Here is a 13,850-nt window from a genome sequence, read left to right as displayed (position 1 = left end):
CAGCGACTCCTATTCAAGTCTTGCGAACTGGAAGATGGGGGGTGTGGGGGCGCGATCAGTCGTGCGCGTGCAGCGGCTTGCCGGCCAGCGCCAGGTGCGCCTCGCCCAGGGCCTCGGACTGGGTCGGGTGCGCGTGGATGAGCTGCGCGACCTCGGCCGGGAGAGCCTCCCAGTTGTAGATCAGCTGGGCCTCTCCGACCTGCTCGCCCATGCGGGCGCCGACCATGTGGACGCCGACCACGGCGCCGTCCTTGACCTGGACGAGCTTGATCTCGCCGGCGGTCTTCAGGATCTTGCTCTTGCCGTTGCCGGCCAGGTTGTACTTGACGGTGACGACCTTCTCCTTGCCGTACAGCTCGACGGCCTTGGCCTCGGAGATGCCGACGGAGGCGACCTCGGGGTTGGAGTAGGTCACGCGCGGGACGCCGTCGTAGTCGATCGGCACCGGCTTGAGGCCGGCCAGGCGCTCCGCGACGAGGATGCCCTCGGCGAAGCCGACGTGGGCCAGCTGCAGGGTCGGGGCCAGGTCGCCGACGGCCGAGATGGTGGGCACGTTGGTGCGCATGTACTCGTCGACGAGGACGTAGCCGCGGTCCATCGCGACGCCGTTCTCCTCGTAGCCGAGGCCGGCCGAGACCGGGCCGCGGCCGATGGCGACGAGCAGCAGGTCGGCGTCGATCTGCTTGCCGTTCTCGGTGGAGACGCGCACACCGGTCTCGGTGTACTCGACGCCGGAGAAGCGGGCCTTGAGCTCGAACTTGATGCCACGCTTGCGGAAGGCGCGCTCCAGCAGCTTGGAGGAGTTCTCGTCCTCCAGCGGGACCAGGTGCGGCAGGGCCTCGACGATGGTGACGTCGACACCGAACGACTTCCAGACGGAGGCGAACTCGACACCGATCACGCCGCCGCCGAGGATGACGGCCGACTGCGGGATGCGGTCGAGCTTGAGGGCGTGGTCCGAGGAGATGACGCGGTTGCCGTCGATCTCCAGGCCCGGGATCGAGCGCGGCACGGAGCCGGTGGCCAGGAGGATGTGGCGGCCCTCGATGCGCTGGCCGTTGACGTCCACCGAGGTCTGCGAGGAGAGCTTGCCCTCGCCCTGGATGAAGGTCACCTTGCGGGACGCCACCAGGCCCTGGAGGCCCTTGTACAGGCCGGCGACGACGTCGTCCTTGTACTTGTGGACGCCGTTGATGTCGATGCCCTGGAAGGTGGCCAGCACGCCGAACTCGGCGGCCTCCTTCGTCTCGTCGGCGATCTCGGCCGCGTGCAGCAGCGCCTTGGTCGGGATGCAGCCGCGGTGCAGGCAGGTGCCGCCGAGCTCGCCCTTCTCGACCAGGGCGACGCTCAGGCCCAGCTGGGCGCCGCGGAGCGCCGCGGCGTAACCGCCGCTTCCGCCTCCGAGAATGACTACGTCGAAAACGGTGCTGGCGTCGTTCGCCACGTCACGTCCTCCATGCAATGGGATGTGGATCGCCGGGCCGGTCGCGGTCCGGTGGGTCGGAAGCCCTTGTGGGGCGCCCAGTCGTGCCGGAAATACATCTTCGCACTTGTTCGCGGCGGCTGATGTCCGGGTCCGCCCCAGGGGTGTCCCGAGCGGTGGTCGCAGGGGTGGGATTACCCCGGACGGAGGGGCATCGTCGCAGCTCAGGGCGGGGTTGACAGGGGGCGGGAGACGGTTTCCCGGGACCCTCGCGGCCGGCGGTTCCGCACTGTGGAACAAAGTTTCGCCCGCAGCGAACACGGGTGCGGCGCGCGCCCGCATCCCCTACTCGCAGGTAACCCGGGGTGGAAGCCGGACGGGGTCCGGCGCGTGCGCGCCGGACCCCGTCCTCGGTCGTACCCGTCCGTCAGGCCTTGCCGCCGGCGGCCTTCTGCTCGGCGAAGCGGACCAGGGTGCGGACCGCGGAGGCGGTGCCGCCCTTCGGGGTGTAGCCGAACGGCGCGGCCTCGTGGAACGCCGGGCCGGCGATGTCCAGGTGCGCCCAGTCGATGCCCTCGGCCACGAACTCCTTCAGGAACAGGCCGGCCACCAGGCCGCCGCCCATCCGCTCGCCCATGTTGGCCAGGTCGGCGATGGTCGACTCGGTCATGCCCTTGCGCAGCTCGGCCGGCAGCGGCATCGGCCAGGACTGCTCGCCCACCTCGCCGGCGACCGCGTGCAGGTCCGCGCGCAGCTCGTCGTTGTTGGCCATCACACCGAAGGTGCGGCTGCCCAGCGCCAGGATCATCGCGCCGGTCAGGGTCGCCACGTCGACGATGACGTCCGGGTTCTCCTCGCCGGCCCGCACGATGGCGTCGGCCAGCACCAGACGGCCTTCGGCGTCGGTGTTCAGCACCTCGACGGTCTTGCCGCCGTACATCCGCAGCACGTCGCCCGGGCGGGTGGCGGTGCCGGACGGCATGTTCTCGGCCAGCGCCAGCCACGCGGTGACGTTGACCTGGAGGCCGAGGCGCTTGGCGGCGACGACGGCGGCGAACACCGCGGCGGCACCGGCCATGTCGCACTTCATGGTCTCGTTGTGGCCGGCCGGCTTCAGCGAGATGCCGCCCGAGTCGTAGGTGATGCCCTTGCCGACGAACGCCAGGGTGGCCTTCGCCTTCGGGTGGGTGTACGCCACCTTCACCAGCCGCGGCGGGTTGGCCGAGCCGTTGCCGACGCCCAGCAGGCCGCCGAAGCCGCCCTTGAGCAGGGCCTTCTCGTCCAGCACCTCGACCTTGAGGCCGTGCTCCTTGCCGGCGGCCTGGGCGATCGCGGCGAAGGACTTCGGGTTCAGGTCGTTCGGCGCGGCGTTGATCAGGTCGCGGGCGCGGTTCATCTCCTCGCCGATGGCGACGGCGCGCTCGACCGCGGCCTTGGCGTCCTTGCTGCCCTTGCGGGTCGACAGCACCAGCAGCTCGCCGACCGGCTCCTTGCCGCCGTTGCCGTTGCTCTTGTAGGTGCCGTACGCGTAGGTGCCGAGCAGCGCGCCCAGCGCGACCGCCTCGACCTCCACGGCGGACTCGGCCGGCAGGGCCAGCGCGACCTTCTTGCTGCCGGCCAGGGTGCGGGCGGCGACACCGGCCGCGCGGCGCAGCGCCTCCGGCGCGTACCCGCCCTCGACGGCGTCGCCGAGGCCGACCGCGAGCACGAGCGCGGCCTTCAGACCGGCCGGGGCGGGCACCTTGACGGCGTCGCCCTCGGCGCCGGTCGCGCCCAGGGTGGCGAGAACCTCGGCCAGCTTGCCCTCGAACGCCTCGGCCACGGCCTCGGCGCCCGGGGCCAGCACGATGCCCTTGGAGCCCTTCGCCACGCCGATCACCAGGGCGTCCGCGCGCAGCGAGGCGGCGGCGGAGGTGCTCACAGACAATGCAGTCACGTAATGCGTCCTGTTCTTTCGCGGTCCACGACCGGTCGCGGCGCGAGTGCCGCACCGGCGCAGCCCGGAACCGCCGGCCAGGCCGACCGACCGGCGGTGTCGGACCCGGGGCCCCTGGCTGCGCGCGCCCACCGTCGCGGCGGTCGCGCACACCAGAGGCCCCGGCGCCGCGACGGACGCCGGACGGGCAGGACCTGCGACGGTGCAGGGCTGCGGTGCTCCCCGCATGGTAGTCCGCATGGTGGGATCACGCGCCGCCCGGTCCGCCGCCTTTCACCACCCGGGCTCCGGCGCCCTCAGCGGGGCAGCAGCGCCAGTGCCAGCAGCGCGCCCGTCGCCGCGGTCTCCACCGTCGCGCCGAGCACGTCCCCGGTGGTCCCGCCGAACCGCCGCACGCACCGCCGCAGCAGTGGCCACGCGGAACCGGTGCCGAGCACAACGGCCAGTGGCAGTACGAGGGCTGACCGTCCGTCGAGCAGGCCGACGAGCCCGAGCAGGGCCGCCGCGGCCCCGGTCGAGGCCAGGGCGGAAGCCGGTGTCACGGTGCTCGCCACCATCGCGCCCAGCCCGCCCGGCCGGGCCGCCGGGACCGTGCGCAGACAGCCCCAGGCGAGCGCGCAGCGACCGGCCACCGCCGCCGCGAGCACCGCGAGCGCGCCCCGCAGCGGGGAATGCGCGAACTGCCCGGCCAGCGCGGCCACCTGCGCGAGCAGGACCAGGACGAGGGTGAGCACGCCGAACGGGCCGATGTCCGACTGCTTCATGATCCGCAGCGCGTCCTCGGCGGGCTTCCCGCTGCCCAGGCCGTCCGCGACGTCCGCCAGGCCGTCCAGGTGGAGTCCCCGGGTGAGCGCCGCCAGCACGGCGACGGCCGCGACCGCCCCGAGCGGTGCGCCCGCGCGCCAGGCGACCAGCGCCCCCGCCGCTCCGGCGAGCGCCCCGAGCACCGCCCCGACCAGCGGCGCGACCACCATCGCCCGCCCCCCGGAGGCCCGGTCCCACCGGTCGACCCGCACCGGCAGCACCGACAGCGTCCCGAACGCGAACCGCAGCCCGTCCCGCAGCCCGTCCCGCAGTACGTTCCGCAGTCCGTCCCGCACCGTCAACCACCCACTCCCGTCCGGCACCCGGCGGGGTGCCGGAAGCGCGTGTGTGCCACGAGCAGGGGCCCGGGACCCGTCGACGGTCGACGGATCCCGGGCCCCTGCCTCTTCCTAGAGCTTGCCCAGCAGCTCCGCCGCGGTCGGCAGCCGCGCCGGCTCCTTCGGCGCCGCCGGCACGTACGCCGTCGGCGGCTCGTCGGCCAGCGTGTCCGCCGCGGCCTGGAGCAGCGGCAGCGCCATCAGCGCGCCGACACCCTCGCCCATGGTGATCCCCTGCTCCTGCAGCGGCGTCAGGGTCAGCCGGTCGTACGCCTTCGCCTGGGCCGGCTCGCCGCTGGTCTGCCCGGCCCGCCACCACTCCGGCGCCCGGAACGCGATCCGCTGCGCGACCAGCGCGCAGGCCGCCGAGACGACCCCGTCCAGCACCACCGGGAGCTTGCGCACCGCGGCCTGCAGCAGGAAGCCGGTGATCGCCGCGAAGTCCGCGCCGCCGGTGGCCCCGAGCAGCGCCAGCTGGTCGCCCAGCACCGGCCGGGCCCGCCGCAGCGAGTCGCGCACGGTCGCGCACTTGACCATCCACACCCGGTCGTCGATGCCCGAGCCGCGCCCGGTGACCGCCGCCGCGTCCGTCCCGCAGAGCGCGCCGACCAGGACCGCCGCCACCGTGGTCGAGCCGACCCCGAGGTCGCCCAGCACCACCAGGTCGGTCCCGGCGTCGGCCTCCTCGTCGGCGACGGCCATCCCGGCCCGGAACGCCTTCGCGGTCTCCTCGGGGCTCAGCGCGTCCTCGACGTCGATCCGCCCGGAGCCGCGCCGCACCCGGTGCGCCGTCACCTCGTCGGGGAAGCCCGAGGCCTCCGCGTCGACCGCGACGTCCACCACCCGCACCTCGGCGCCGAAACGCCGGGCGAGCAGCGCGACCGGCGCGGTGCCGTCGAGCACGGCCCGCACCCGCGCGGCCGTGCCGCCCGCGGCGGGCAGCCGGGAGACCCCGACCCGGGCCACCCCGTGGTCGGCGGCGAACAGCACCACCTTGGGCGCCGACAGCGGCCGCACGGGGGAGCGCCCCTGCACGGAGGACAGCCAGGCGCCCAGCTCCTCCAGCTTGCCGAGGCCGCCCGGCGGCCGGTCCAGCTCCTGCCACCGCTCCTCGGCGGCGCGCCGGGCGCTCTCGTCGGGGCGCTCGACGAGCGAGGAGAACGTATCGAGATCCACGGTCGTGTCCATCGTCCGGAAGGCTACACGCCGCGCCTCTTCAGCAGACGGGCGGCTTGACCGTGAGAACCTGCCCCGCCACCACCAGCAGCACACGCTCGGAGGCGTCGGCCATCGTCATGTTGAGCCGGCCCAGGGTGTCGCGGAACCGGCGGCCGGCCGCGGTGGCCGGGACGACGCCCATGCCGACCTCGTTGCTGACCGCCACCACCCGCCGTCGGGTCCCCGCCCAGGCGGCCGCCAGCGCCGCGCAGCGCCGCTGCACCTCGGCCTCGCCGCCGTCCGCCCAGACCGCGTCGTCCCAGGCGCCGCACTCGTCCATCACCGAGGTGAGCCACAGCGCCAGGCAGTCGATCAGCACCGGCGCCGGGTCGGCGGTGTCGGCCAGGACGGCCTCCAGCCCGCAGGTCTCGGCGGTGCGCCAGCTCGCCGGGCGCCGGTCCCGGTGCAGGGCGACCCGCTGCGCCCACTCCTCGTCGCCGTCCCGGGTGCCGCCGGTGGCCACGTACAGCACGTCCTCGTACCGGGCCAGCAGCTGTTCGGCCCGGGTCGACTTGCCGGACCGCGCGCCGCCGAGGAGCAGGGTGCGGGGGAGCGGTGCGTCAGGTGTCATGCGCCCATCCTCGCCCACCGCGCATACCGAAGATCCGGCCGGGCAACCTGAGGGCAGGTCCTCTCCGCCGGGTCGCGCGTGGCGTGATCCGAAAGGGAGGACCTAGGGTGCGCAGCACAGCACATCGCTGGTCGTCGGCGGGAGGAGCCGGGCATGGTCTGGACGTGGCGGTACGAGAAGGCGGACGGCAGCGTGGTGGCCCCTGGCAGCGGGCAGGCGGAGGAGTTCGCCGGCCAGGGGGACGCGGAGACCTGGATCGGGGAGAACTGGAAGCAGTTGGCCGAGGACGGCGTGGACCGTGCCGTCCTGCTGGACGACGATCGCGAGATCTACACGATGAGCCTGCACGAGGGCTGATCCGGCCCGGACGGGGGCCGCTCGCCGGTGCGGGAGCGGCCTTCCCCGGCGTGCCCCCGCTGCCCGTCGGGGCGGCTACTTCATGCCGAGGACGTGCAGCAGCGCGGCGACCTGCCGGTACGGGTCGGTGCGGCCGGCCCGTTCCTCGGCCTCCAGCAGCTGGGCGAGCTGACGGCCGTCCACGGGCGGCGCGTCGTCGGGGGTGCTCTCGGTGAGGACCCGGACGCCGTACCAGTGCCGCAGCGGCACGGACACCTCGGAGAGGGTGACGGCGAGGTCGCCGATCCGGTCGGCGCGGGCCGCCAGACCGAGCCGGTTGTAGTACCGGTCGCTCTCGAAGGCTTCCAGGGCGGCGCGCCAGTCGCCGGCGGCGGCCGGCCGCAGGGCGAGCGCGTCGCGGTTGCGGACCACCAGCGAGAGCAGCCCGCCCGGGGCCAGCAGCCGGGCCAGCGAGGCGATCATCGGATCGGGGTCCGGAAGGTACATCAGCACGCCGTGGCAGAGCACCACGTCGAAGCTGCGCGCGCCGAACCAGCGCCCGCACTGGTGCCCGTCGCCGATCAGCAGCTGGATCCGCTCGCGGACGGCGTCGGGCTCCTCGGCCAGCGTCTCCTGGGCGGCGCCGAGCGCGGCCGGGTCGGAGTCGATGCCGGTGACGTAGTGGCCCGCCCGGGCCAGCCGCAGGGCCTGGGTGCCCTGGCCGCAGCCGATGTCCAGCACCCGCTGGGCGGTGCGTCCGGTGAGCTGCTCGGCGAGCTGCCGGGCGACCATCTCCTGCCGGACGAGGTTGCGCAGGGTGCCGGAGCGCCCCGGCGCGGGGCCGGTGCCGCCGGCGAAGGAGCCGCTGCGCGAGGGCAGCCGCCGCTCGTGGCCGTGCCGCTCGTACCCGTCACGCTCCTGCGCGAGCCGGTCGTGGCCGCCGCTCCCCTGGCCGGGGAGCGCGTAGAGGCCGGGCCCGTCCCACAGGGGAGGGGCCCAGCCGGAGTCCACCGGTTCGGCGGTCAGGGCTTCTCCCCGCGCCGCACCTGCGGCTTGGGCAGTCGCAGCCGGCGCATCTGGAGGATGCGCATCAGGCCGTACGCGACCGCGCCGCGGGTGTTCTGCCCGGCGAAGCGCTCGGCGAGCTGCTTGCGCAGGCCGAAGCCGAGCCGGACGAAGTCCAGGATCACCAGGACGAAGAAGAGCAGGAACAGCACCGTGGAGAGCAACTGGAGGGCCGGCACCTTGACGATGCTGAGCACCAGGATCAGCACGGCGGCGGGCAGGAAGAACTCGGCCAGCGACCAGCGGGCGTCCACGTAGTCGCGGGTGAACTTCCGCACCGGGCCCTTGTCACGGGCCGGCAGGTGGCGCTCGTCGCCGTCCATCAGCGCCTGGCGCTGCTTCTCGCGCTCGGAGCGCATCCGCTCGCGGGCCTGGCGGGAGGCCTCCTTGCGGTCCTTGGGCACGGTGACCCTGGTCCGGCGGTTGGTCTCGGCCTCGCTGCGCTTGGGCGTGGGCCGCCCCTTCTTCGCCTGCGGGTCGCGGGTCTGCGTCTTGCCGTCCTGCTTCTCCAGCACGGTGGCGGAGGCGGCGGCTTCATCTGAACGGCGTCGGAACACACCACCAGCCTACGGGGTGCGGCGACGCTTCTCCGGGTCGCCCGGGAACCGAACGCGTATCGATCGCGTCCCGGACCGGCCGCGACGGGTCCCAGGGGGGACCGGGGCAGGGGTCCCGGACCGGTTCGGGGGGGAGTCCCGTAGGGGATCACTCCGCTGACCGGCGGGTGGAATGAGGGCGGGATCCACCCCGCGGATGAGGCTTACCGGGACCGACCTGTAGCAGGCTTGTTGCAGGCAGGTGCACTGCGGCGACGGGCTCGCTGCACATACACTCGTCGTGTCTGGTAAGAGACTGATACCGCAGGCCGGAGAAGGGGGCACCCGAGGCCCATGAGCGACGGAATCATGAAGCGTATGGGGCTGATCTTCCGCTCCAAGGCGAACAAGGCCTTGGACCGGGCGGAGGATCCGCGTGAGACGCTCGATTATTCGTACCAGAAGCAGCTCGAGCTGCTGCAGAAGGTGCGTCGTGGCGTCGCCGACGTGGCCACCTCGCGCAAGCGTCTGGAGCTCCAGCTGACCCAGCTGCAGCAGCAGTCGGCGAAGTACGAGGACCAGGGCCGCAAGGCGCTCTCGCTCGGCCGGGAGGACCTCGCCCGCGAGGCCCTCACCCGCAAGGCGAACATGCAGTCCCAGATCAACGACCTGGAGGTGCAGTACCAGCAGCTCCAGGCCGAGGAGGAGAAGCTCACGCTGGCCTCCCAGCGGCTGCAGGCCAAGGTCGACGCCTTCCGCACCAAGAAGGAGACCATCAAGGCCACCTACACCGCGGCCCAGGCGCAGACCAGGATCGCCGAGTCCTTCTCCGGTATCTCGGAGGAGATGGGCGACGTCGGTCTGGCGATCCAGCGGGCCGAGGACAAGACCGCCCAGATGCAGGCCCGGGCCGGTGCGATCGACGAGCTGCTGGCCTCCGGCGCGCTCGACGACGCCAGCGGCCTCGGCCGCAAGGACGACATCGAGGCCGAGCTGGAGCGGGTGGCCGGCGGTTCCGACGTCGAGCTGGAGCTGGCCCGGATGAAGGCCGAGCTGACCGGGGGATCCCCGGCCGCCCCGCAGGCGATCGAGCAGGGCCGGCCGCAGGACGCCGCGCCGCAGCAGCAGGACGGCCCGCGGATCAACTACAACAAGTAGTCGGAGCGGCAACCGACCTGAGCTCCGTCCCGGAGCACCTCCGGGAACACCCCAGGAACAGGGAGACGCACGGCATGATCATGCGGGTCATGGGTGAGGGGCAGTTCCAGGTGGGCGAGGCCCATCTGAACCGGCTCAACGAGCTCGACGACGAGCTGCTCACCGCACTGGAGTCGGGGGACGAGGAACAGTTCCGCCGGGCGCTCGTCGAGCTGCTCGGCGCCGTGAGGGAGTTCGGCACTCCACTGGCGGACGACTCGCTGGAGCCGTCCGACCTGATCCTGCCGGACGCCGAGGCCACCATCGAGGACGTCCGCGAGATGCTGCGGGCGGAGGGCGACGGTCTCATCCCGGGCATTCCCGAGTAGCCGCCGTCTCGCGCCAGACACGAGGGCGGGCCCCCTCCGCACGGAGGGGGCCCGCCCTTTGTCGCTGTCCGGGGCCGGCTGCGGACCGGCCGCGGACCGGAGAATCGTTACGGCAGGGCCAGCATCCGGTCCAGCGCCGCCTTGGCGTACTTCTCGGTCTCCGGGTCGACCTTGATCACGTTCGGCACCCGGCCCTCGACCAGCGACTCCAGCGCCCACACCAGGTGCGGGAGGTCGATCCGGTTCATGGTGGAGCAGAAGCAGACCGCCCGGTCGAGGAAGACGACCTCCTTGTCCGGGTGCGCCTTGGCGAGCCGGCGGACGAGGTTGAGCTCGGTGCCGATGGCCCACTTGGAGCCGGGCTCGGCGGCGTCCAGCGCCTTGATGATGTACTCGGTCGAGCCGACCAGGTCGGCGGCCGCGACGACCTCGTGCCGGCACTCCGGGTGCACCAGGACGTTGACGCCGGGGACCCGCTCGCGCACGTCGTTCACCGAGTCCAGGGTGAACCGGCCGTGCACCGAGCAGTGGCCGCGCCAGAGGATCATCTTCGCGTCCCGCAGCTGCTCGACGGTCAGGCCGCCGTTCGGCTTGTGCGGGTTGTAGACGACGCAGTCGTCCAGCGAGAAGCCCATGTCCCGCACCGCGGTGTTGCGGCCCAGGTGCTGGTCCGGCAGGAACAGGACCTTCTGGCCCTGCTCGTACGCCCACTCCAGCGCCCGCCGGGCGTTGGAGGAGGTGCAGATGGTGCCGCCGTGCCGGCCGGTGAAGGCCTTGATGTCGGCGGAGGAGTTCATGTACGAGACCGGGACGGTCACGTCGGCTATCCCGGCGTCGGTCAGCGCGTCCCAGCACTCGGCGACCTGCTCGGCGGTGGCCATGTCGGCCATCGAACAGCCCGCGGCGAGGTCCGGCAGGACGACCTGCTGGGCGTCGCCGGTGAGGATGTCGGCCGACTCGGCCATGAAGTGCACGCCGCAGAAGACGATGAACTCGGCCTCCGGGCGGGCGGCCGCGTCCCGGGCGAGCTTGAAGGAGTCGCCGGTGACGTCGGCGAACTCGATCACCTCGTCGCGCTGGTAGTGGTGGCCCAGGATGAAGACGCGGTCCCCGAGCGCGGCCTTGGCCGCGCGGGCGCGCTCGACGAGGTCCGGGTCGGAGGCCGGGGGGAGGTCGCCGGGGCACTCGACGCCGCGCTCGCTGTTCGGGTCGGCCTGGCGGCCGAGCAGCAGCAGAGCGAGCGGCGTCGGAGTGGGGTCGACGCCGTAGGTCTCGGTGATGGTGGTGGTCACGGGCGGGTGCCCTTCTGTGCGGCCGATCGAGCGGTGCAGCCTTCTCGTCTATCTGACGCAATCTATGATAACCGGTTAGCGTCAGAGTGACGATGGCCGTCCTGTCGATGTGACGAGAACCGCTCGCCGGTTCGGAGCCTTCCCGGGCCCGTCCGGCGTGGCCGGAACCGGATCCAGGACCGGCCGGGTTTCGCTGGTGGCATGAAGGCAATCGCGATCCACCGCTACGGCGGCCCCGAAGAGGTCGAGTACACCGACCTGCCCGACCCGAAGGTCGGCCCGGACTCGGTACTGGTGCAGGTCAGGGCGGCCGGGGTGAACCCGGTCGACTGGAAGGTGCGGGACGGGCTGCTGGACGGCCTGCTCGACGCGCACTTCCCGCTGGTGATGGGCTGGGACGCGGCGGGCGTGGTCCGGGCCGTCGGCGGCGGCGTCACCGAGTTCGCGCCCGGCGACGAGGTCTACGGCTATGTGCGCAAGGACACGGTCGAGCACGGCACCTATGCCGAGCTGGTGGCCGCGCCGGTCCGCACCCTGGCCCGCAAGCCGGCCGCGCTGGACTGGGCGCAGGCCGGCGGACTGCCGCTGGCCGGGCTCACCGCCCTCCAGTCGCTGCGGGCGGTGGGCACGGGCCCCGGCGACACCGTCCTGGTCCACGCCGCCGCCGGCGGGGTCGGTCACCTGGCCGTCCAGATCGCCCGCGCCCTGGGGGCCCGGGTGATCGGCACCGCCGGCGAGCGCAACCACGACTATCTGCGCGAGCTCGGCGCCGAGCCGGTCCGGTACGGCGAGGGGCTGGCCGAGCGGGTGCGGGCGCTGGCGCCGGAGGGGGTGGACGCGGCCCTGGACCTGGTCGGCGGCGACGCCGTCGAGGTCTCGGCCGGACTGGTCGCCGACCCGGCGCGGATCGCCTCCGTCGCCGACTTCGGAGTGAAGGCCCGCGGCGGCCGGTACGTCTGGGTCCGCCCGGACGCGGCCGGGCTGGCCGAGCTGGCCGCGCTCGCCGACGAGGGGCGGCTGACCGTGACCGTCGCCTCCACCTTCCCGCTCGCCCAGGCCGCCTCCGCCCAGGCGCTCAGCGCCGAGGGCCGGACCCGGGGCAAGATCGTCCTGCTCACCGGCTGACCGGCCCGGCGGCTGACCGTTCGACCGGCCGAGCGGCGCCCGGCCGACGGACGGTCGTCCTCCCGTTGTCATCCGTCAGCGGTGAACTCGCTCCTGACATCCGCCAGAATGGAGCCGAACCGTTTCGGCGGCCCACCGCCGTCCCCCGGCGGGCGAGGCCCGCCCCGATCCCGACGCCGCACGACCCGTGGAGCCCCGCACCGATGAGCAGCAGCCGCGCGAACGAGACGGTCGGGGCCTCCCTGGACGAGACCGACCGCCTCCTGCTCGCCCGGCTGGCCGGGGACGGCCGCGCCTCGTACGCCGAGATCGGGCTCCAGGTGAACCTCTCCGCCACCGCCGTCCGCCGCCGGATCGACCGGCTGCGGGCGCGCGGGGTGGTCCGGGGCTTCACCGTGGTGCTCGACCCCTCGGTGCTCGGCTGGCAGACCGAGGCCTTCGTCGAGGTCTACTGCCGCGAACGGACCGCCCCGGAGGAGATTCTCGCCAGCCTGCGGCAGTTCCCCGAGGTGGTCGCGGCCTGGACGGTCACCGGCGATCCGGACGCGCTGGTCCACCTGCGGGCCGCCGACATGCGCCACCTGGAGGCGGTCATCGAGCGGATCCGCCGCGAGCCCGGCGTCCAGCGCAGCCGCTCCTCGGTGGTCCTCTCCCAGCTGATCGGCTAGGTTCCGTCCGGGCGATCATGTGCGGAGCCAGATGACGAGGGCTGCTGCGGTGACGGTGCCGAGGTAGACGTATCCGCGTTTGTCGTATCGGGTGGCGACGGCTCTGGCGTGCTTGAGCTTGTTGATGGCCCGTTCGACGGTGTTGCGTTTCCTGTACCGCTCCTCGTCGAAGCCCGGCGGTCGCCCGCCGCGTGAGCCTTTGCGCAGGCGGACGGCCCAGCTGTCGGTCTTCTCCGGGATGGTGTGCCGGATGCCGCGCCTGCGCAGGTAGTCGCGGCATGGCCCGTTGCTGTAGCCCTTGTCGGCGGCAAGGCTGTCGGGCCTCTTGCGAGGCCTGCCCGGACCGCTCCGCGGGACACGGATCTTCTCCAGCACGGGTTCGAACTGCGTGCAGTCCGCCCGCTGTCCCGCGGTGATGACCAGGGACAGCGGGCGGCAGCGGCCGTCCGCGCTCAGGTGGACCTTGGTGGTGAACCCGCCCCGCGAGCGGCCCAGGCCCTCGCCTCCGCCACCACCTCCGCCAGGCGGGCGACGAGGCTCTGCCACGGCGTCTCGACCTGGTGTTCCCCCGGCCCAGCCCCCTTTGAATCAAGGGCTGGTGGCAGATCGGTACGGGCACCGGCCGCGTGCTGGTGGGCCCGGACGATGGTGGAGTCGACCGAGATGTCCCAGTCGATGTCGCCGGCCTCGTCCGCTTCCGCCTGGACCCGCTGGAGCAGACGCTCCCAGGTCCCGTCTGCCGACCACAGCCGATGGCGCTCGTAGACCGTCTTCCACGGCCCGAACCGCTCGGGCAGGTCACGCCAGTGCACACCGGTCCGTACCCGGTGCAGAATCCCGTCGATCACCTGCCGATGGTCCCGCCACCGACCGCAACGCCTGTTGCTGACCGGCAGGAACGGCCGCAGCCGTTCCCACTCGGCATCTGTGAGATCTCCCCGCCCCATGCCCGGACCAACGAGCAAGGCAGGCGATAGTCACATGATCGACCGGACAAGTCCTAGCTGGAACC

General features: G+C 73.1%; 14 protein-coding genes. 5 read left to right on the top strand and 9 right to left on the bottom strand.

Annotated features, from left to right (window positions below; translation table 11 throughout):
- Positions 1-55 precede the first annotated feature (55 nt).
- The 5 genes from lpdA to cobU form a co-directional block, all read right to left on the bottom strand.
- Complete coding sequence (gene lpdA / locus ACW14Y_RS13700) at positions 56-1,462, bottom strand: dihydrolipoyl dehydrogenase (protein ID WP_094745444.1); 1,407 nt, start codon at positions 1,460-1,462, stop codon at positions 56-58.
- A gap of 388 nt (positions 1,463-1,850) precedes the next feature.
- Positions 1,851-3,359: a leucyl aminopeptidase gene (locus ACW14Y_RS13695; RefSeq protein ID WP_380302442.1), complete on the bottom strand. Its 1,509-nt coding sequence runs from the start codon at positions 3,357-3,359 to the stop codon at positions 1,851-1,853.
- Between the two features lie 296 nt (positions 3,360-3,655).
- Positions 3,656-4,465 carry an adenosylcobinamide-GDP ribazoletransferase gene (locus ACW14Y_RS13690; RefSeq protein WP_380391402.1) on the bottom strand — a complete coding sequence of 270 codons (810 nt, stop codon included), beginning with the start codon at positions 4,463-4,465 and terminating at the stop codon, positions 3,656-3,658.
- Between the two features lie 108 nt (positions 4,466-4,573).
- Complete coding sequence (locus tag ACW14Y_RS13685) at positions 4,574-5,689, bottom strand: nicotinate-nucleotide--dimethylbenzimidazole phosphoribosyltransferase (protein WP_380391405.1); 1,116 nt, start codon at positions 5,687-5,689, stop codon at positions 4,574-4,576.
- A 28-nt stretch (positions 5,690-5,717) separates the two neighbouring features.
- Positions 5,718-6,290, bottom strand: a complete 573-nt coding sequence (gene cobU, locus ACW14Y_RS13680; protein WP_380302448.1) for a bifunctional adenosylcobinamide kinase/adenosylcobinamide-phosphate guanylyltransferase — start codon at positions 6,288-6,290, stop codon at positions 5,718-5,720.
- Positions 6,291-6,443: 153 nt separating this feature from the next.
- On the opposite strand from cobU, the gene ACW14Y_RS13675 reads away from it, so the two are divergent.
- Positions 6,444-6,647: a hypothetical protein gene (locus ACW14Y_RS13675; RefSeq protein ID WP_380302450.1), complete on the top strand. Its 204-nt coding sequence runs from the start codon at positions 6,444-6,446 to the stop codon at positions 6,645-6,647.
- Positions 6,648-6,722: 75 nt separating this feature from the next.
- On the opposite strand, the gene ACW14Y_RS13670 is transcribed toward ACW14Y_RS13675, so the two are convergent.
- Both ACW14Y_RS13670 and ACW14Y_RS13665 read right to left on the bottom strand, forming a co-directional pair.
- Entirely contained in the window at positions 6,723-7,418 is a 696-nt protein-coding gene (locus tag ACW14Y_RS13670; protein WP_380302514.1) for a class I SAM-dependent methyltransferase, read from the bottom strand.
- Positions 7,419-7,648: 230 nt separating this feature from the next.
- Positions 7,649-8,248 (bottom strand): DUF3043 domain-containing protein, encoded by a 600-nt coding sequence (locus ACW14Y_RS13665; protein ID WP_030391527.1) that lies wholly within the window; start codon positions 8,246-8,248, stop codon positions 7,649-7,651.
- A 333-nt stretch (positions 8,249-8,581) separates the two neighbouring features.
- Between ACW14Y_RS13665 and ACW14Y_RS13660 the strand changes: the two genes are divergently transcribed.
- On the top strand, positions 8,582-9,385 hold the full coding sequence (locus ACW14Y_RS13660) for a PspA/IM30 family protein (RefSeq protein ID WP_078879583.1): 804 nt from the start codon (positions 8,582-8,584) through the stop codon (positions 9,383-9,385).
- A gap of 74 nt (positions 9,386-9,459) precedes the next feature.
- Positions 9,460-9,753: a PspA-associated protein PspAA gene (gene pspAA / locus ACW14Y_RS13655; protein ID WP_380302454.1), complete on the top strand. Its 294-nt coding sequence runs from the start codon at positions 9,460-9,462 to the stop codon at positions 9,751-9,753.
- A gap of 107 nt (positions 9,754-9,860) precedes the next feature.
- Here the strand turns inward: pspAA and nadA are convergent, their stop codons facing one another.
- Entirely contained in the window at positions 9,861-11,045 is a 1,185-nt protein-coding gene (gene nadA / locus ACW14Y_RS13650; protein WP_380302456.1) for a quinolinate synthase NadA, read from the bottom strand.
- Positions 11,046-11,246: 201 nt separating this feature from the next.
- On the opposite strand from nadA, the gene ACW14Y_RS13645 reads away from it, so the two are divergent.
- The gene (locus ACW14Y_RS13645) at positions 11,247-12,170 is read left to right on the top strand and encodes an NADP-dependent oxidoreductase (RefSeq protein WP_340631659.1); all 924 of its coding nucleotides are present in this window, start codon (positions 11,247-11,249) and stop codon (positions 12,168-12,170) included.
- A gap of 203 nt (positions 12,171-12,373) precedes the next feature.
- Entirely contained in the window at positions 12,374-12,838 is a 465-nt protein-coding gene (locus ACW14Y_RS13640) for an Lrp/AsnC family transcriptional regulator (RefSeq protein ID WP_266268955.1), read from the top strand.
- A gap of 15 nt (positions 12,839-12,853) precedes the next feature.
- Here the strand turns inward: ACW14Y_RS13640 and ACW14Y_RS13635 are convergent.
- Positions 12,854-13,785 (bottom strand): IS5 family transposase gene (locus ACW14Y_RS13635; RefSeq protein WP_456985092.1). Its coding sequence is split into 2 segments (ribosomal slippage): positions 12,854-13,342 and positions 13,345-13,785, totalling 930 coding nucleotides; the frame shifts between segments, so codons are not numbered across the junction.
- Between the last annotated feature and the right edge of the window lie 65 nt (positions 13,786-13,850).

Source organism: Kitasatospora sp. cg17-2, assembly GCF_054031055.1.
The sequence above is the reverse complement of the archived record's forward strand: the minus strand, read 5'-3'. Positions and strand labels throughout refer to the sequence as shown.